The 18,038-nt window shown below is 74.0% G+C and carries 20 protein-coding genes; 10 read left to right on the forward strand and 10 right to left on the reverse strand.

The features are described from left to right. Positions 1–63: 63 nt before the first annotated feature. The gene (locus ABD973_RS00600; RefSeq protein ID WP_345497592.1) at positions 64–1,152 is read right to left on the reverse strand and encodes a serine hydrolase domain-containing protein; all 1,089 of its coding nucleotides are present in this window, start codon (positions 1,150–1,152) and stop codon (positions 64–66) included. 7 nt (positions 1,153–1,159) lie between these two features. Further along, complete coding sequence (locus tag ABD973_RS00605; RefSeq protein ID WP_345497594.1) at positions 1,160–2,077, reverse strand: EamA family transporter; 918 nt, start codon at positions 2,075–2,077, stop codon at positions 1,160–1,162. 40 nt (positions 2,078–2,117) lie between these two features. On the opposite strand from ABD973_RS00605, the gene ABD973_RS00610 reads away from it, so the two are divergent. After that, on the forward strand, positions 2,118–2,642 hold the full coding sequence (locus ABD973_RS00610) for a MarR family winged helix-turn-helix transcriptional regulator (RefSeq protein ID WP_125603899.1): 525 nt from the start codon (positions 2,118–2,120) through the stop codon (positions 2,640–2,642). Positions 2,643–2,791: 149 nt separating this feature from the next. Beyond that, positions 2,792–2,980 (forward strand): hypothetical protein, encoded by a 189-nt coding sequence (locus ABD973_RS00615; protein ID WP_345497598.1) that lies wholly within the window; start codon positions 2,792–2,794, stop codon positions 2,978–2,980. Positions 2,981–3,011: 31 nt separating this feature from the next. On the opposite strand, the gene ABD973_RS00620 is transcribed toward ABD973_RS00615, so the two are convergent. After that, positions 3,012–4,502, reverse strand: a complete 1,491-nt coding sequence (locus ABD973_RS00620) for a sialidase family protein (protein WP_345497600.1) — start codon at positions 4,500–4,502, stop codon at positions 3,012–3,014. Positions 4,503–4,973: 471 nt separating this feature from the next. Here ABD973_RS00620 and ABD973_RS00625 point away from each other — a divergent pair, with 471 nt between their 5' ends. Beyond that, a complete protein-coding gene (locus ABD973_RS00625) occupies positions 4,974–5,249 on the forward strand; it encodes a hypothetical protein (protein WP_345497602.1) in 276 nt (91 codons plus the stop codon). A gap of 90 nt (positions 5,250–5,339) precedes the next feature. On the opposite strand, the gene ABD973_RS00630 is transcribed toward ABD973_RS00625, so the two are convergent. Together ABD973_RS00630 and ABD973_RS00635 are read right to left on the reverse strand one after the other, a co-directional pair. Then, entirely contained in the window at positions 5,340–5,549 is a 210-nt protein-coding gene (locus ABD973_RS00630; protein ID WP_345497604.1) for a hypothetical protein, read from the reverse strand. Between the two features lie 124 nt (positions 5,550–5,673). After that, positions 5,674–6,237 carry a nitroreductase family protein gene (locus ABD973_RS00635; protein ID WP_125823679.1) on the reverse strand — a complete coding sequence of 188 codons (564 nt, stop codon included), beginning with the start codon at positions 6,235–6,237 and terminating at the stop codon, positions 5,674–5,676. Positions 6,238–6,337: 100 nt separating this feature from the next. Here ABD973_RS00635 and ABD973_RS00640 point away from each other — a divergent pair, with 100 nt between their 5' ends. Beyond that, positions 6,338–6,964, forward strand: coding sequence for an HIT family protein (locus ABD973_RS00640; RefSeq protein WP_345497606.1), 627 nt, complete (start codon positions 6,338–6,340; stop codon positions 6,962–6,964). A 49-nt stretch (positions 6,965–7,013) separates the two neighbouring features. Here the strand turns inward: ABD973_RS00640 and ABD973_RS00645 are convergent, their stop codons facing one another. Beyond that, entirely contained in the window at positions 7,014–7,805 is a 792-nt protein-coding gene (locus ABD973_RS00645; protein WP_125823677.1) for a transglutaminase domain-containing protein, read from the reverse strand. A 72-nt stretch (positions 7,806–7,877) separates the two neighbouring features. Continuing rightward, positions 7,878–9,296, reverse strand: coding sequence for a cellulase family glycosylhydrolase (locus ABD973_RS00650; RefSeq protein WP_125823676.1), 1,419 nt, complete (start codon positions 9,294–9,296; stop codon positions 7,878–7,880). Between the two features lie 225 nt (positions 9,297–9,521). Here ABD973_RS00650 and ABD973_RS00655 point away from each other — a divergent pair, with 225 nt between their 5' ends. From ABD973_RS00655 to ABD973_RS00665, 3 genes are all read left to right on the forward strand, one after another. Continuing rightward, positions 9,522–11,039 (forward strand): hypothetical protein, encoded by a 1,518-nt coding sequence (locus ABD973_RS00655; protein ID WP_345497610.1) that lies wholly within the window; start codon positions 9,522–9,524, stop codon positions 11,037–11,039. 177 nt (positions 11,040–11,216) lie between these two features. Continuing rightward, complete coding sequence (locus ABD973_RS00660; protein ID WP_125823675.1) at positions 11,217–12,335, forward strand: sensor histidine kinase; 1,119 nt, start codon at positions 11,217–11,219, stop codon at positions 12,333–12,335. Next, the gene (locus tag ABD973_RS00665) at positions 12,332–12,958 is read left to right on the forward strand and encodes a response regulator transcription factor (RefSeq protein WP_164721027.1); all 627 of its coding nucleotides are present in this window, start codon (positions 12,332–12,334) and stop codon (positions 12,956–12,958) included. Before ABD973_RS00660 ends, ABD973_RS00665 begins: the two co-directional genes overlap by 4 nt. A gap of 4 nt (positions 12,959–12,962) precedes the next feature. Here the strand turns inward: ABD973_RS00665 and ABD973_RS00670 are convergent, their stop codons facing one another. Further along, on the reverse strand, positions 12,963–13,442 hold the full coding sequence (locus tag ABD973_RS00670) for a MarR family winged helix-turn-helix transcriptional regulator (protein ID WP_241253633.1): 480 nt from the start codon (positions 13,440–13,442) through the stop codon (positions 12,963–12,965). A 209-nt stretch (positions 13,443–13,651) separates the two neighbouring features. On the opposite strand from ABD973_RS00670, the gene ABD973_RS00675 reads away from it, so the two are divergent. The 3 genes from ABD973_RS00675 (at position 13,652) to ABD973_RS00685 (ending at position 16,686) form a co-directional block, all read left to right on the forward strand. Continuing rightward, complete coding sequence (locus tag ABD973_RS00675) at positions 13,652–14,782, forward strand: NADH:flavin oxidoreductase (protein WP_125823674.1); 1,131 nt, start codon at positions 13,652–13,654, stop codon at positions 14,780–14,782. 187 nt (positions 14,783–14,969) lie between these two features. Further along, positions 14,970–16,085: a TolB family protein gene (locus ABD973_RS00680; RefSeq protein WP_345497615.1), complete on the forward strand. Its 1,116-nt coding sequence runs from the start codon at positions 14,970–14,972 to the stop codon at positions 16,083–16,085. A 58-nt stretch (positions 16,086–16,143) separates the two neighbouring features. Beyond that, a complete protein-coding gene (locus tag ABD973_RS00685; RefSeq protein ID WP_185899660.1) occupies positions 16,144–16,686 on the forward strand; it encodes a DapH/DapD/GlmU-related protein in 543 nt (180 codons plus the stop codon). Between the two features lie 39 nt (positions 16,687–16,725). On the opposite strand, the gene ABD973_RS00690 is transcribed toward ABD973_RS00685, so the two are convergent. Then, entirely contained in the window at positions 16,726–17,232 is a 507-nt protein-coding gene (locus ABD973_RS00690) for a RidA family protein (RefSeq protein ID WP_125603293.1), read from the reverse strand. Positions 17,233–17,336: 104 nt separating this feature from the next. Next, entirely contained in the window at positions 17,337–17,948 is a 612-nt protein-coding gene (locus ABD973_RS00695; RefSeq protein WP_164721024.1) for a hypothetical protein, read from the reverse strand. Between the last annotated feature and the right edge of the window lie 90 nt (positions 17,949–18,038).

Here is an 18,038-nt window from a genome sequence, read left to right on the forward strand (position 1 = left end):
GTCGGCCGCGAGTTCCGCGAGAGGGGGCGCCCTCGGGCGGGCGTGGCGCGGGTGGCGGGGTGGTCATGGGTGGGCTCGGGGGGTGGTGGGGGCTGTCGTGCGGACCGTGGTTGCCAGGTGGGTGGCCGTGTCGTCGGCGGGGTGGGCGAGGCGGGTGCGGGTCAGGGCGAAGGTGAGGTCGCGGCGGGGGTCGGCGAAGGCGATGGAGCCGCCGCTGCCGTGGTGGCCGAAGGCCGTCGGATCGCCGCCCGTCGGGGGCAGACCGAGGAAGTAGCCGAGCCCCTTGGCGTGGCGGCGCAGCAGTGTCCGGTCCGGGCCGTCCACGGCGACCGCCGTGGCCCGTGCGACCCGGGCCGGCGGGAGCAGGCGTACGCCGTCCACCTCGCCCAGGAGCGCCGCGTACATCCGGGCGGCGGCGCGGGCGGTGGTGGTGGCGCAGGCGGGCAGGTCGGCCATGAGGTACGCGGGCCGGTTGGCGAGGGTGGCGGTGGTCCACAGGCCGCGGTTGGGGGCGACGAGGCGGACGAAGGGCGCCCCGGAGGGCAGCCCGGCCAGGTAGGCCTCCCAGCCGCCTTCCACCAGCGGTGCCACCCGGGCCAGTCGGTCGGCGGGCAGCCCGAAGTACAGCTCGTCGGCGATCCCGAGGGGCTCGGTGACGTACTCGCGCAGGGCCTGCCCCGGGGTGAGTCCGGTGGCCCGGCGGACGGTCTCGCCGAGGATCCAGCCGTAGGTCCAGCCGTGGTAGCCGCTGGCCGTGCCCGGCTCCCACAGCGGGCGCAGTCCTGCGACGACCCCGCACATGTGCTCCCAGTCGCACAGTTCGGCGCCGGTGAGGGCGCGGGGCAGCTGGGGGATCCCGGCGGTGTGCGTGAGGGCGTGCCGGACGGTGATGCCCGCCTTGCCGTGGGCTCCGAAGGCGGGCCAGTAGCGGGCGACGGGGGCGTCGTACTCGAGCAGCCCGCGCTCGGCGAGCACGTGCACGAGGGTCGCCGTGCACCCCTTGCCGACCGAGAAGGCGTGGACGAGCGTCCCCGGTCCGGGAACCCCGGCGTGCGCCTCCACGAGCAGCCGCCCGCCCTGGTACGCGGCCACCTGGAGTCCGGCCTCCCGGCCGGAGGCGACCAGTTCGTCGACCGTCTCCTGGAGGTCCATGGGCTCCTCAATCGCCGCCGGAAGCACTCGGCACCCTATCGTCCGCCGGGGCGTGCGGCCCGGCGCCGGGCCGCCGGGCGGCGCGTCCGGGCCGGCCGAGCAGGACGCCGGCCAGGACCAGGCCCAGGCCGCACAGCTGCCGGGCGGTCAGTTCCTCTCCGGCGAGGGCCGTGCCGAGCAGTACGCCGGTCACGGGGTTGAGCAGCCCGATCAGCGCGACCGTCCCCGCGGGCAGGTGCTTCAGCCCGGTGAACCAGGCGGCGAAGGCCAGCGCCGTGGCGATCAGGGCGACGTAGCCGAACGCGAGGAGCGTCGGCGCGGGGAGCTCGGGCACGGGACCCTCCACGGCTGCCGCGACCGGGAGGAGGAACAGTCCCCCGGCGGTGAGTTGCCAGGCGGTCGAGGCGAGCACGTCGGCGCCGGCGCCCCACCGTTTGGTCAGGACGTGGCCGAAGGAGGACACGAGCATGGCGGCGGCCGAGGCGAGGACCCCCGCCGCACTCACCTCCTCCACCCCGGTCAGCAGCATGAGGCAGACCCCGCCGAGGCCGATCAGGGCACCGGCCAGGTGAGCGGCGCCGGGCCGCTCGGACACCAGGAGCCAGGCGATGAGCATCATCGTCATCGGGGACACCGCCATCACGGTCGCGGCCACGCTCGTCGGGAGCAGCTGGGAGGCGGCGTAGACGAGGACGAAGAACACGCTCGTGTTGAGCAGCCCCAGCACCGCCGACCGCCACCACCACGCGCCGCGCGGCCGCTGCCTGCACAGGGCCAGCAGGACGAGGCCGGCGGGCAGGGCCCGCAGGGCGGCCCCGTGGAGCGGGCGGTCGGCCGGCAGGAACTCGTGCGTGACGAAGTAGTTGGTCCCCCAGGCCACCGGCGCGATCGCCGTCAGGGCCACCCAGCGCGTATTCGCTTCCATGGAAGCCAATATAACTTCCCAGGAAGGTATCCTGGTGCGCATGGAACACGGTGAACCGCTGGACCGCGTGGCCCGCATCCAGGCCGACTGGCGCCGCGAGCGCCCCGACCTCGACGTCGGCCCGCAGGCCGTGATCGGCCGGCTGCACCGCCTGGCCGACCGGCTGACGGAGGAACTCACCCTCGTCTACGGCCGCTACGGCCTCGGCGAGGGCGAGTTCGACGTCCTGTGCGCGCTGCGCCGCGCCGGGGAGCCCTACGAGCGGGCCCCGGGCGAGCTCGCCGCGCACACCATGGTCACCACCGGCGCGATGACGAAGCGGATCGACCGCCTCGAACGGGCCGGACTCGTCACGCGCCGCCGGGCCGACGACGACCAGCGGGGCCGGATCGTCGCCCTGACCGGCCCCGGACGGGAACTGATCGACCAGGCGTTCGCCGACCACATGCGCAACGAACGCCACCTGCTGGACCTGCTGACGCCCGCCGAGGCGGCGTCACTCGAAACCCTGCTCACCAACTGGCTCTCCCGCCTGGATCATCCGCGGCCGCGCGGCGGCGAGTAGCCGGCCCCCTCAGCCGGGAGGCCTGCGCGGGGCGCCGTGCACGGCGTCCAGCACCAGGTCCAGCAGCGGTTCGGACTGCCGGGTCTCCTCGGCGCCCTCGGCGCCCTCGGCCTGACCGGCCCGATCGCCGTGCGCCGAGTCGCCGGCTGGTGGACGCGATCGTCGCGTACGGGGACGCGGAGGCGATACGCCGTCGCGTACGGGAGCACCTCGGCGCGGGAGCCGACCACGTCTGCCTCCAGGTGCTGACCGCCGACCCGGCCAGGCTGCCGGAGGCTCAGTGGTGCGAACTCGCCTCCGCGCTCGTCGCGCCCGCTCCGCGGCGGAGCTCCCGGTGAGGCGGACCCGCGCGCACGGTGGCCGCCGCGGTCAGCCGGTCCGGAAGGTGGCGGTGTAGACGTCCGTGCGGTTCCGGGGCGCGTCGGGGCCGGTGAGGGTGAGTACCGCCCGTACCCCCTTGCCGTCCGCCACGAGGCCCTGGTAGTCGCCGAGGAAGTAGCCCCCGGCGAACGGCGCGTCCAGCCAGTCGAAGACGCGCGAGATGCGCCGTTCGGTCCGGCGCCGTGCGTCTCCGTGGGGCAGTGTGGCCAGCTGGTACGCCGTGGGCAGGGTCGTGGTGTCGCCCGGCTCGAGGAAGCGCAGGTCGTAGTAGGTGAGCGCGACGGTGCCCCGCTCGTCGACCGCGATGGACGGGGAGAAGGCCGGGACGTTGCCGGGGCTGATCAGCTCGGGCGCCCCCCAGGTGCGTCCGCCGTCGGTGGAGCGCACCAGCTGGATCGAGTTGAACCGGCCGGCGGTGAAGTCCGCGCCCTCGTACGCCATGTACAGCGTGCCCGTCCCGGGGTCGACGGCCGGGCTGGGCAGCGTGGACGCGGCGCGCAGCGGCTTGGCGGGGTCGTTCGGGTCGACCTCCGGTACGGAGGTGTCCCGGGCCACGGTGACGGGGGCGCTCCAGGTCTCTCCGGCGTCGGTCGAGGTGACCACCTGGTAGCGGGCTTCGACGACGGTGCTCAGGTCGCCGGAGTAGGTGATCCGGTCGAAGAAGTCGTACAGGGTGTCGGTGCGCCGGTCGACGACGATCAGGTGGCCGATGGTCTGCGTGTTGGGCACAGCGGCCGTGTCGACGAACTTCCGGGCCCGGCTCCAGGTGCGGCCGCCGTCGCGGGTGAGGGAGAGGTAGCCGGGGCCGTCGAGGGAGCCCGGGCCGGGCGGGGCGTTGTCGAGGCGGTTCCAGACCTGGTAGGCGGTGCCCGCGCGGACCGGGTCGGCGGTGAGCGAGGGCTTGTCGTTGAAGAAGGGCTGCGCGTCGACGTGCGTGGTGGTCGGGTTCTGCCAGGTGCGGCCGCCGTCGTGGGAGGTGGCGGCCAGGAGGCCGGTGCGCGTGCTCTTGACGAAGTCCACGCCTTCGCCGCTTGCGTAGACGGTGCCGTCCGGTCCGGTGCTGACCCAGGGGTCGGTGGCCCGTTCGAAGTCCGCGCCGCCGGGGGCGCACAGGCTGAAGGGGAGGGTGCTCCGGTGGAAGGTGCGGCCGTCCGTGGTCCAGGAGGCGACCAGTCCACGGGCTCCGCCGTCGTTCCAGCGGTCCTGCTGGTACACGGTGACCACGCGCTTCGGGTCGCGCGGATCGACGGCCAGGTACGGCTCCACCTCGCTGCCCGGGTAGACCACGCTGTCGGGGGAGATCGCGCCGATGGTGCAGTCCGCGTACGGGTCGCCGTGGGACACCTTGACCAGGGGCGAGCCGCCTGGGCCCGGGTCCCGGTCCGCCGCGGCGGCCGTCGGGGCGGCGGCGGCGGCGGTGAGCGTGGCGAGCAGGAGTGCGGCGGTGGCGACAGCGGTCAGGGGCACTGACGCGCGCATGGGGGTCTCCTCCGGGCCTGGGCGGCCGGGGCGGGACCGCCCTCGTCTGGGTGGCGTGGGGCACGGATTCGACTCCGCCCGATCCTTTTCGGCGTGGTGGCGGGGGCGCTTGATGGGCCGGACGGCTGGGCGGCGGATTTCTCACGGGGGCCCGGGCGGGGGGGCGGGCGGCTCCGGGCGCGGGCCCGGGCAGGTCCGGGGCGAGGCGCAGGCGGGTCCGGGGCGAGGCGCAGGCGGGTCCGGGCCCGGGCGCAGGCGGCCCCGGGCGATCCGGTGTGGCCCGGTCGTGGCAGGGGCGGGCCGGTCGTACGGTGGAAGCAGCGGGGGCGTCGCCCCGCCCCCCTGCGGGGCGCTCGTGTCGTCACCGACGGCGGCGGTCACCGCCCCCGGCGGCCCGGCCGGCCGGTACGCCGTCGCGCTGTTCGCCGTCCGGTCGCGGTGGCGCGGTCACTCGGAGAGCAGGTGTCTGCCATGCGTACGTCGACCCAATTCGCCGGTGTCCTCGCCGGACTCGCCGTGTCGCTGGGCGGTGTGGCGCTCGGCGCCCCGGCCGCGCGCGCGGACATCCCCGCCTGCGTGAACACGGCGGTCCAGGCGGGTGCCAGTGCCACCGAGGCCGTCACGGCGGCCTGTACCCGCGGGGTGTCGGGCGACCTGACGGGGTGTGTGGACGGGCTGGCCCAGGCGGGAGTGCCGGGTGGTGCGGCCGGCGGCGCGTGCCGGCTCGCCGCGCAGGAACCGCGGTAGCGGGGGCGGCGGCCGCCCCGCGACGCCGGCGCCACGGCCGGCCCCGACGCCCGGTGACACGGGCTCGGAGCCGGCCGTGGCGCCGGTCCGTCAGGTGACCGTCTCCCGGGTCCCGTCGGGCAGCGTGCAGACGGTGCCGCCGTAGGGGATCGTGCTGACCTGCCCGCCGGCGGCGGTGCATTCGTCCCTGGTGATGGTCGGGGCGGTGGCGGCATGGGCGTTGACCGCACCCGTGGCGCCGATACCCGTACCCGCAAGGATCGCCGCGGCCAGAGCGAGGCCCAGCTTTCGCGCACGCATGGCTCTGCTCCTCTCAGGCGCCGGTTCCGGCCTCCTGGAAGGACAAGGACATCTCACGCCGACGGCGCCTACCACCAGCATGGGCGACGCCCAGGGGCCCCGCGAGGCGGGAGCCGGCGGGCGGCTACGCCCCCGGCGTCGACCAGGGCGCGGAGCACAGGTCGGCCGTGCTGCGGCGTTCGCGGACCGCGGGGGGCTCGTCGGCCGCCCGCCCGACCGCGATCATGGACACGATCACCCACCCGGGTCGGGGGCGCAGCTCCTCGGTCAGGGCTTCGAGGTCGAAGGCCCGGAACTGGTGGGTGGACAGGCCCATCGCCTGGGCCTGGACACCGAGGTGGGCCACCGCCTGCCCGAGGTCGTAGTCGGCGAACTCGGAGTAGACCAGGTCGGTGTCGTCGACGTACCGGCGGGTCAGCGCGACCACGAGCAGCCCGGCGTCCTTCGCCCAGCGGCGGGAACTGGGCGCGAGGTGGGGCAGTATCCGTGCGTGGTCCGGTTCGCCCGGCCTGACCGGGAGGAAGCCCCACGGCTGCGAGTTCCCCGCCGAGGGCGTCCACCGCGCGGCTTCGAGGAGCAGGTGGAGGGCGGGGTCGTCGACGGTGGCGGACGGGTCGAACCGGCGGGGGCTGAAACGGTTGGCCAGGAGGGCGTGGATCTGCTCGGTCTGCTGGAGGTCTTGGGGCACGTGACGGACAACCACACGGTCCGGTGATCCATTTCCGGCGTCACGGCGCACACGTCATGGGGGTGGAGCCGCCAAGGAGTCCGTGACTAGTGTGGTGATCATGGCTTTGCGACCCGATGAGTTCTACGACCACGCACGTGCGGCCGCGGATGAGCAGCTCCGGCTCCCGCTCGCCAGGATGACCGGATGGGAGGTCAGCCCCTTCGAGGCGGAGGGCCTGCGCGTCTCGGCGCTCCGGCCGCCCGTCCTGCCCGAGCCGCCGCGGCACGGCGAGGATCCCGCGGACTGCGACGAGTGCCGCTCCCGCGACGAGGGCATCTGGCTCGACGACCGCTGGCGGCTCGCCCGGATACCCGGCCCCGGCGTGCCGCTGGTGCTGATGCTGTACCCGCGCGACCACTACGACATGGCCGATCTGCCGGACGAGCTCGCCGCCGAACTGGGTGTGCTCACCACGCACATCGTCCGGCACGTCCAGGCGCTGCCGCACGTCTCCCGGGCCCACGTGTACCGCATCGGGGACGGGGCCGCGCACCTCCACGTGTGGTTCTTCGCCCGCCCCGAGGGACAGTCGCAGCTCTACGGTTCGTGGCTGCCCGTCTGGGACGACCTGTTGCCCGAGTACCCCGCGGACGTGGCCGACGCGGACGCGGCCGCCGTCGCGGACGCGCTGGCCGCGTCGTACGGAGGCCGGCGCCCCGGCGCGGACGGGCAGGCGGACGCCTGACCCCGGCGGCGTGCGCCCGTCGAGCCGGGGCCCGTGCCGGGGGGCCGGCCTAGGCTCCGGCCGCGTGGCGGCCCAGGACCGGTTCCGCCACAGTGCGGGCCAGGGGGCAGAGGGTCTGGCCGTGGCGGGCGAAGAGGGCGTCGCGCGAGTCGAAGTGGCCGAGGTCCGTCAGGACGTACGCCGACAGGTCGCAGGGGGCCGCGCCGGTCGGGCAGAGCGGCGCGGCGCCGTCCCAGTCGACGGCCGTACGGGCGACCGCCTCGAAGAGGGTCTCGGAGCCGGCGTTGGTGAAGCCGCCTCCCGGGGCGGCGCCGCGTTCGTCCAAGGCGCCGAAGAGCTCCGAGACCGTCAGCCAACGCGCGGCCCCCGGTTCCGCGGCGGGCTCCGGCAGTCTGAACTCCGGCCAGGCCAGGACGACCTGGTCGGGGACGAGGGCGCGCAGCCGGGGGAAGCGCGGGTACCAGAAGGCCCCGTCGACGACCAGGCCGCGCACCCGGGTGGCCGTCCCCGTCGCCCGGGCCACGGCCTCCAGCACCGCCAGCCGCTGGCTGCACGAGCCGCGTCCCCGGCGCAGCACCTGGGACACGGGCCGCTCGTCCTGGACGGAGTAGACCGGGCGTATGGAGGTGGCGATCCAGCGGTGCGCCCGGCGCAGGGAGGCCACCGGGTCGGCGTCCTCGCCCGCGGGCAGTTCGAGGCTCCGGGTGAGGGCGGTGACGCGGGGGTCGCGCCAGTCGAGGATGCGCGTCGGCTCCGTGGCGCCCTCGACGGGTACCGGGGTTCCGGTCGCGGCGGGGGCCGTGCGGATGCGGCCGCGGGGCCGCAGGAGCGAGCTCGTCATGGCGGCCGTCCTTTCCTGGGAACCGCATCATGACACACCGACTGAACACGTTCAATAAACTGGCGCTGCGCCCTACTTCGGGCCGACCGTCACCTCGTACGTGGTTCCGGCCCTGCCGCGCGTGGTCACCGTCACGCTCTGGCCGTGTCCGTCCCACCGGGCGTTCCCTCCGCGGACCGTGACGCGGTAACCGTCCGGGTAGGCGTCGTCGGGAACGGTGATCTCGGTGGGTCCCCCGGCGTCGCCGCGGGTGCGGAAGGCCAGGGTGTAGGTACGCGTGGCGGGGTCGTACGCGAAGCGGAGCGGGTCTCCCGCGACGGCCCGCGCGTAGGGCTGGACCAGGAGCCGGGCGCCGGGCTTCACGGCGCCCGTCCGGTCGAGGAAGCAGTAGCCGCCTCCCCGGCACCACTGCCACCAGGTCCAGCCGCTGGAGAAGCGGTCCATGGCGGCCGTCATGTCGGTGACGAACCGGCTCGCGTGCGGTACGTAGGGGTTCCCGCCCCACTCCCCCACGATCACCGGCATGCGGTTGCGGGTCGGGTAGTCGCTGATGGCGGCCTCGTAGGCGGGGACGAAGGTGCCATCGGGGTCGTAGTCGGCGCCGGTTTCCATCCCGGTCTCGTAGAAGTGCGGCGCGTACCCGGCGTGCGGGTCGTCGATGGCCCCCAGCCGGGTGGGGACGCCGAGGCCGACGATGACGGTGGGTTCGACGAAGACCCACGACGTGCGGTCGACCAGGCGGACCGCCCGGGCGAGGCGGTTCCACATCTCGGTGAGCTCGCCGGCCTCGAAGCGGGCCGCGGCGGCCGGGAGGTCCTCGCCTTCGAGGAACTTCGCGAAGGGCTCGTTCATCAGGTCGTAGCCCAGCAGCGCCGGGTGCCGGCCCAGGGCGGAGGCGACCGTCATCCACATGCGGGCGTGCGCGGTGCGGAGGTCGGCGTCCTTGTACAGGTGGTCGAAGGCGGCCTGCACGGACGGCTCGAAGTACTGGGAGAACCAGTCGTCGGGTATCGGCGTGAACGGCAGTCCGTCGTCGCGGGTGGCCCAGTCGGGGACGCCGCGGGCGCCGAAGTGCGGCCCGTACACGTCCTGGTGGGCGTCGAGTACGACCTTGACCCGGTAGCGGTCGGCCCAGTCGAGGATGCGGCGCATCTTGGCGAGGTAACCGCGGTCGTAGTGCCCGGGGGTGGGTTCGAGGTCGTCCCAGAAGAACGCCAGGCGCGCGAGGTTGAAGCCGCGGGCGGACATGTCCCGCAGGTCGCTCTCGTGGATGTCCGCGAACGCGTCGGCGCCCCGGCCGCTCTTGTCGGCGAGGTTGAAGCCGCGCCACTGCAGTGCGCGGCCCCGGCCGTCGGCGATGAAGGTGCGGTCCCCGACCGTGACGCGGTCGGTGACGCGGTCCGGGCGGGCCTGGGCCTGCGCGGGGACGACGCCGAGCAGGAGGGCTGCCACGGCGAGGACGACGGGGGCGAAGCGGGAGGTCCGGCGCATGCGGGAGACCCTTTCGGGGGCGGCTTCACGGACGGCGTGCTACTGGCCGGTGGGATGTTACTGACGGGTGAGGCAAGTTCCCACTGTTTCAACGGAGTTGGCGCGACGCCTTCGCGGCGGGGGTCTGCCGGAGAATGCGGATTCGGCCATGACAGGTTCCGCCCGGCACTCCACACTGGTGCTGAACCACGCGATGGGGAGGCGCTGATGGGTCGGGCTCTGCGTATGGGTGTGCCTGCGGGTGTCGTGCTGCTGGTGGCGTGCGCACCGTGGTACGCCCCTTATTACTCCACCGTCCTGGTGTGGGAGCTGCGCAAGCTCTTCGCCTGGCTGGCCCTGCCGCTGCTGGCGTCGGGACTCATCGCGCTGGCGGGAACCGGGCGGTGGCTGCTGCGCCGGGCGCGCGGCAGGGAAGGCGGCGGTTCCGGCGAGGCGGCGGGGGTGCTCGGCTGCCTGGGCGTCCTCGTCGGTCTCGCACTCGCCGTCTGGTGGCTGGTCTACGGCGCGTACCTCCAGGACCGCGGCTACATGGAGGCCACGCGGGTGGTGACCGAGCCGGTGCCCGCGCTGGCCCCCCGTGCGCCCTACCTCGTCGGGAAGGCGCAGGCGGCTCCGCACCTGGGCGATGTCACCGGTGAGATCTCCGACATCACGTACCTGCCCGACTCGGACCGTTTCTCCACCCTCGTCGAGCGCAGCGGCTGGCTGTCGGGGTACGAGGTCGGCCTCGTGCAGGAGGTGCCGCTCGGGGGCACCGGCCGGGCGCAGCAGCGCTGTTCGTTCGACGTCGACGTGGCGGACGCCCGCGTCAGCGGCTGGTTCGGCCACAACCTGGGCCGGAAGATCTCCGAGCAGAAGCGCTGGGTCCGCTTCGAGGCCGGCGACGCGTACGTGACCTGCTCGGGCGATACGCCCGTCGTGGTCGTACCCCTGAAGCGGCAGACCGGGTTCCTGGTCGTGACGGAACGCCCGGCGGGAGTGGCGCTCTACGACGGCCGGACGGGCAAGGTCACCATCACCACGGAGACGGACGCCGTGCCGGGGCCCTCCTATCCGCTCAGCCTCGCCGCCCGTCAGCGCGAGGCGGTGGCCGCCGTCGGCGGCTTCACGGACTGGTGGTTCGAACGCAGCGGCTGGGACGCCTCGGAGGACGGCGCGAACGAGGGGAACGACTCGGAGTTCACCCTGCGCTACGGCGATGCGAGCGGGCGCAGCGTCTACGTCACTCCGCTGACGCCGCAGGGCGAGGCCAGCTCGGTCGTCGCCGTCGCGACGGTGCCGGCCCGCCACGAGGGCGGCGGGCTGGCGCCGCTGACCGTCCACCGGCTCGATCCGACCTGGTCCTCGCCGAAGGCGATCATCGCGCTGATCAAGGCCGAGTACCGGGACGTCTGCTGCTACAACGACGACCGGGTGTTCGAGGTGGTCCCCACGGGCGGCACCACCTGGACCGCCACCATCGGCAGCGAACAGGACATCCGCTACCGCGTGGAGGGCCGGGGCCAGGTCGCGGGCCGCGAGGCTACCTGCCTGAAGGCCGCCGACGGGACACTGATCAAGTGCGCGTTCGCGGCCCCCGGCTCACCGGAGGAACAGGAGCTCAAACGGCGCGAGGAACAGGCGAAGGGCAAGCCCCGGGCCGAGCCGCCGGACCTCGGCGACCTCACCGCCTACACGCCCGGGCAGCTGGCCGAGCTGAACCGCCGCATCAGTGAGGAGGTCAACCGCCGGCTCAAGGGCTGACGGGACGCCGGGGGCCGGGAACGCGTCCGGCCCAGCGTGTCCGAGGACCGTCTTGACGGCGGGAAACCGGGCGAGATCCACTGAAGCCACGACACCCGCCCCATATGGGCGGGTACCGGTGGGGTTTCGTGGCATGGGGGGCGAGGGGTGGGGCTTCGGCGTGCGCGGGGGTTCGCGGTGAAGGCCACGGCGCTGTTCCGGCTGGCGCACCTGATAGCCGCGGCGGGCGTCGTGCTCGCGGACCGGGTGGACGTCCGGAGCGTCGCCCTGCTGGCCTGCGTCTGCGCCGTCTCGGTGGTCCTCTACGTGCCCGCCCTCGTGCGCGGCTGGTTCTCCGGTGCGGGCGTGTGGACCGATGTGCTGGTGACCGGGTGCGTTCTGCCGTGGGTCGCCGTCGCCGTGATCGGCGAGGGGGACGCCGTGGCACCGCACGGCTGGCTGATGGTGCAGAGCCTGTCGGCCGCCGCCACCGCGGTGGTCGCGTTCCGGTGGCGGGGGGCCGCCCTCGCGGTGGCGCTGCTGCTGGCCACCTCGCCCGCCGTGCACGCGGTGGTGCCGGACCCGGACCCGGCGGGTCTCCTCGATCATTTCAGCGCGATCGCCAGCTGTGTCGCCCTGGCCGGCGGAGGCTGGTGGTACACACGGCGCCAGGGGCTCCTGCTGGACGCCGCGCACGACCGGGCGGTCGCCCTGGAGGCCGCCCGCGCGCGCCAGGCCGAGCGTACGGCGCACCACGCGGCCCTGCACGACACCGTGCTCGCCACCCTCACCACGATCGGGGCGGGCCGCGTGGACGCCAACGCCCCGGCGGTCCGCGAACGCTGCGCGCGCGAGGCCGCGTACCTGCGGCGGCTCGTCGAGTCCGAGGAGGAGGGGCACGACCGGCCGTACGGCCCGCCTCCGGGCGCGGCGGCGGACGCGCGGGCCGCACTGGAGGAGGCCGTCCACCGGGCGGAGGGCCTGGGGCTGACCCTGAAGGCGCAGTTCCACGCCGTGCCGGAGCTGCCGCGGGAGGTCTGCGAGGCCCTCGCCGCCGCCGTGTCCGAGGCCCTGAACAACGTGAGCCGGCACGCGGGCACCGACACCGCCTACGTCACCGCCGTCGGAGGGGCCGGGGGCGGGGTAGAGGTGACCGTGGCCGACCGCGGGGCCGGTTTCGACGTCCGCGGGTCCGGCGGGCGTGGGACCGGGCTGCGCAGGTCGGTCCGCGGCAGGCTGGCCGCCGTGGGCGGGGCGGCGGTCGTGGACAGTCACCCCGGTGAGGGGACCGTCGTCGAGCTGCGGTGGCCCGCGTGATCGACATCGCCGTGGTCGACGACGACCGCATGCTCCTCGACGGGCTGGTCTCCTGGCTCGGCCGCCAGCAGCGGCTGCGGCTGGTCGGCACCGCGGCGACGGTCGGTGAGCTGCTGGCGCGGCCGGGGGCGGCGGCCGAGGTCGTCCTGCTGGACCTGGTCCTGCGCGACGGCTCCGATCCGGAGGCCAACGTACGGCGGGTGCGGGCGGCCGGGAGCAAGGTCCTGCTGATCAGTACGGTGACCGACCGCGCCCGGATCGTGGCGGCCGTTACGGCCGGGGCGGACGGCTACCTGACCAAGGACCACGCGCTGGACACCCTCGTCGAGGCCGTCGAGGCGGTGGCCGCGGGCGGCACGGCGCACTCGCCCGAACTCGCCTTCGCCTGGGCGAACGACACCGGTCCGGCCCGGCCGCACCTGGCGCCGCGGGAACGGCAGGTGCTGCGCGACTACGCCTCCGGGCTGACGCTGAAGGCCGCCGCGCGCCGTGCGGGCATCAGCTACCACACCGCGAAGTACTACCTGGACCAGGTCAAGGAGAAGTACCGGCAGGCCGGACGGCCCGCCCGTACGAAGATCGAGCTGGCCCGGCGGGTGCACGAGGACGGCCTGCACCCGTGAGGTGTCACGCGGTGGGCGGCGCGGGTTCCCCCGGGGCCGGCGGCCGGCAGGCGGCGCCGGCGGCGTCCTCCTCCGTGCGCGGCCAGTAGCGCCCTTCGAGGGCCTCCGCGCTGCGGTTGAGCCGGACCAGGACGTCCTCCAGCTCCCGCACCTCCTCCGGCGACCAGCCGGCGACGATCCGGGCCAGGCAGGAGCGGTTGACCTCGCGGTGCCCGCTGAGCCGGCGCCCGCCCTCGTCGGTGATGCGCAGCTTGCGGGCCATGCCGCCGTCCGGATCGGCGACGCGTTCGGCGAGCCCGCAGCGCAGCAGTGCGGCGGTCTGGCGGTTCACGGTCGAGGTGTCGAGCCCGAAGGCCTCCGCCAGCTGGCCGATCGACATGGGGCCCTGGGTGTCGATGCGGCTCAGGAGCAGGTACGCCGACCGCTCCAGGCGCTCGTGGTCGCGCTCGTGCCGGCCCAGCACCTGGTGCCGCGAGAGCAGCATCAGCTCCCGCTCCAGTTTCTCCAGCACTGCGCCTCCCGCTCCTTCCGGCGCTCCATTATCGCCGACGCGTGCGGACCGCCGGGCCGGGGCGGGCGGGCCGGCCGGGACCGGCGGGCCGACAGCGCTGCAATATGCATGATACATAGCGTGTGTACTATGCACTTCTCGTTGTCGTCCGACGAGCCACAGCCACCACCCGGAGGACCCGCATGACCGTCACCACGTCGACCGCCTCCCGCGCGGCCGAGATCCTCTCCCGGCCCGTCGCGCTCAACGGCCTCACCGTCCCCAACCGCATCGCGATGGCTCCGATGACGCGGATGTTCTCCCCCGGCGGCGTGCCCGGCGAGGACGTGCGGGCGTACTACGCGAGCCGCGCCGCCGCGGGCGTGGGCCTGATCGTCACCGAGGGCACCTACGTGGGCCACGAGTCCGCCGGGCAGAGCGACCGGGTGCCGCGGTTCCACGGCGAGGAGCAGCTGGCGGGCTGGGCGAAGGTGGCCGCGGCCGTGCACGAGGCGGGCGGCACGATCGTGCCGCAGCTGTGGCACATCGGCATGGTGCGCAACCAGGGCGAGGCGCCGTACCCCGACGCGCCCGCCGTCGGCCCCTCCGGCATCCGCGTCGACGGCACCGAGGGGACCGGCAGGGCCATGACCCGCGCCGACCTCGACGACGTCATCGGCGCGTTCGCCGACGCCGCCGCGGACGCCGAGCGGATCGGCTTCGACGGCGTCGAACTGCACGGCGCCCACGGCTACCTGCTCGACCAGTTCCTGTGGGAGCGCACCAACCGCCGTACCGACGCGTACGGCGGTGACGCGGTGGCCCGTACGAAGTTCGCCGCGGAGGTCGTCGCGGCGGTCCGCGAGCGCGTCTCGGCCGAGTTCCCGGTGATCTTCCGCTACTCGCAGTGGAAGCAGGAGGCCTACGACGGCCGGCTCGCGCAGACCCCGGCCGAGCTGGAGGCCATCCTGGCCCCGCTGGCGGCGGCGGGCGTCGACGTCTTCCACGCCTCCACCCGGCGCTACTGGCTCCCGGAGTTCGAGGGTTCGGACCTGAACCTCGCGGGCTGGACCAAGAAGCTCACCGGCCGGCCGGCCATCACCGTCGGCTCGGTGGGCCTCGACGGGGACTTCATCCGCTCCTTCGCCGGCGAGGGCGCGGCGCTCGGCGACATCGACAACCTCCTGGACCGCATGGAGCGCGACGAGTTCGACATGGTGGCCGTCGGCCGGGCGCTGCTCCAGGACCCGCAGTGGGCGGCGAAGGTCCTCGGCAACCGGTTCGACGAGCTGAAGCCGTACGACGCGGCGGCGCTCGGGACCCTCAGCCGGTAACGGCGGGTCCGTGCGGGAACGCCCCGCGAGGCCGGTCAGCCGGCCCCGCGGGGCGTTCGCGCTCCGTCATGGCCGAAACCACGTCTCTCGGGCATGTGCCTCATTGACCCCACAGCACCGCCGCGATTGCATGCTCTGGCCTCCGGCAGGGAGCCTGAGGCGGGACTTCGTCCTGACTGGGGGGAACATGAGGGGAACCACGCACGGGGTCACCGCCAGACGCGCACGGGCCGCCCTGGGCGCGGCCGTCGCGGTCTGCGCTGTCACGGCCGCCTTGCCCGGAGCCGCCTGGGCCGGACCCGCGGGGGCGGCGGGTCCGGCCACCGTGGGCGTCGAGAGGATCAGCGTCGCGCCCGACGGCACCCAGGGCGACGGCGGTTCCGGCGCCGCCTCGATCACCCCCGACGGCCGCCGCGTCGTCTTCTCCTCCTCGGCGCGCAACCTCACGCCCGACAGCCCGGCGGGCAACGAGGCCGTGTTCGTCCGCGACCAGCAGACGGCGCTGACCAAGCGGATGGGGACGTACACCCCGCTCCAGCCCCCGGCGATCAGCGGCAACGGGGCGTACGTCGGCTACTCGCTCCAGTGGATCAACGACGTACGCATCCGCCAGTACCAGGTGAGCAGCGGCGGGACGGCGTCCGCCAACTGCTCGGCCTACAGCTGCGACCAGCCGTCGCTGAACGGGGACGGCCGGTACACGGCCCTCGCCCTCCTCATGAGGAAGCCGGCCCCCACCAACCGCCAGCGCGTCGAGGTCCACGACTGGAACACCGGCGCCGTGGTGACCGTCGCCTCCTTCGAGCACACCTACCCGGCCCGGCCCTCCATCAGCGGCGACGGGCGCTACGTCGCCTACCAGGACGGCGCGGCGAAGGACGTCTTCGTCTGGGACCGGACCACCGGCACCAGCACCGGCCCGGTCGAGGGCCCGGCCACGGCGGCTTCGCTCGTCCAGCTCAGCGACGACGGCGGCACGGCCGTCTACCTCTCGGGCTCCCACACCTACGTCCACGACCTGCGTTCGGGCACGACCCGCACGGTCACGGACGTGAAGGGCCTGGCCGTCGATCCGACCGGCCGGCACCTGCTGTACGCCCCGAACGCCACGGGCGGACCGTCGCTGGTGCTGCGCGACCTGGAGACCGGTACCGACCAGGTCGTCTCGGACCGGCCCGCCACGGCGGGGATCGACGCGGTCAGCACGGGAGGGCGCGACGTGGTCTTCCAGTCCGCGGCCGACGACATCGTGCCCGGCGACACCAACGGCACGTCGGACGTCTTCGTCCGCCACCTCTTCTGACCCGGGCCGGTCGGCTCCCGTCTTGTCCGGTCAGGCGGACGGGCGGGAGAATCCCGGCATGTCCAGCGACCGGCTCATGCGCATCCACAGTCCCCAGTTCCAGGCCATGGCCGAGAGGGTGCTGGAGGTCACCCGGCTCACCTCCCGCCTGAACGTCCTGCCCTTCGAGGACGAGGAGGCCAAGGCCGAGCTGTTCGAACAGATCCTCGGCAAGCCGCTGCCGCCGAGGGTCACGATCTATCCGCCCTTCTACACGGACCACGGCCTGCGCCTCGAACTCGCCGAGCGCGTGTTCATCAACCAGAACTGCACGTTCCTGGACTACGCCGGCATCCGGCTCGGCGAGCGGGTGATGGTCGGCCCGAAGGTCACCTTCATCACCAGCGGGCACCCGGTCGACCCCGAGGAGCGGCGGCTGTACCTCACCGGCGCGCCCATCGACGTCGCGGAGAACGTGTGGATCGGCGCCGGTGCCACGATCCTGCCCGGCGTCAGCATCGGGCGGGACGCCGTGATCGCCGCCGGCGCGGTCGTGGCCGACGACGTCGCGCCGGCGAGCCTGGTGACCGGTACGAAGGCCGCCGTGAAGCGTCAGTGGTGACGGGCGGGCCGCGCGGTGCTCACCGCGCGGCCCGTCGGGTCAGGAGCGGGGCGAGACCTTGACGATGGCCTCGATCTCCACGAGCTGCTCGGGGACCGACAGCTCGGAGACGCCGACGATGGTGTCGGTCGTGCGGTGCTTGCCGACGTACTCCTTGTGCAGCCGGGCGGCCGTGTCGAAGTTCTGGCGCAGGTCCTTGGTGAAGATCTTGATGCTGATGATCTGGCTGCGCGGCACCTTGTAGTGCGCGAGGACCTTGTCCAGGTTGTCGAACGACGTGCGCACCTGCTTCTCGAAGTCGCCGGCGCCCACGAAGTTGCCCGCCGCGTCGTGCGACACCTGCCCCGAGATGTAGATCTCGTCCCCGGCCCTGATGCCCTGCGAGTAGCCGTAGGACTCCTCCCACGGCACGCCGAAGGTGAAGTGGTCCCAGCCGCGGCGCGCGGTGTCCTGCGCGCTGGCGCCCGGTCCCGTGAAGGTGATCGTGGTGGCCACGACCGCGGCCACCACGGCGCCAATGCCGAACCTGCGCCTTGACTTGGTCATTCCTCGTGTCCTTTCGTCCCCGGTGGAGCCCGTGGCGCTGACGCTGTCAGCGCGGGAGCGAGAACTCCTCGAAGGGGGATCGAGCGGACGCGCGGGGGAGGCGGTCAGAGGCGGATCACGTTCTCGCAGTTCACGACCACGTCGCGGGCGGCCGGGTCCGCGATCACCGTGTCGAACCCGTCTCCGCAGTCGATCCGGTCGTAGCCCCGGTTGCGGCTGATGATCGTGTCGTTGCCGCCGCCTCCGACGAAGCTGTTCTGCGCCTGCGGGACGGGCCAGCCGTCGGGGTCGGACAGCTGGTCACCCCGGCTGCCGCCGCGCAGGCGGTCCTGGCCGGTCCCGCCGTCGATGACCGCCGCGACCGGCAGCGGGACGAAGAACCCGAGCCCCACCGTGTCGTTGCCGTCCCCGGCCGCCATCCGCAGCCGCGAAGTGGTGCCGACCGGACCGCAGTTGACCTGGCTGGTCGCGATGCTGTGGCAGCCGGACCCGGGGACGACGCCGGCCGCGTCGAAGAGGGAGATCTCGCCGGAGTTCACGTCGACGATGACCTCGTTGGCGGTCGCGGGCAGCGCGGTCCACTGGACCTCGGACCCCGCGCGCTGCGCGAGGGACGGCGCCGCCGCCGCGGGACCGGCGGCGAGCACGACGAGGGAGAGGGCGGTCACGGCGGGACCGAGGACTCTGGCCGCGCGCGGCCCATGGGATCTGTTCACGGTCCCACTGTGCCGACCGCGCACCCGTCGCACCGCTGAGCGACCCGGCCCACTGCTCCCATCGGCCGTGCCCCGTCACCGGTACGGCGC

It is taken from the genome of Streptomyces racemochromogenes, assembly GCF_039535215.1.
GTDB lineage: Bacteria > Actinomycetota > Actinomycetes > Streptomycetales > Streptomycetaceae > Streptomyces > Streptomyces racemochromogenes.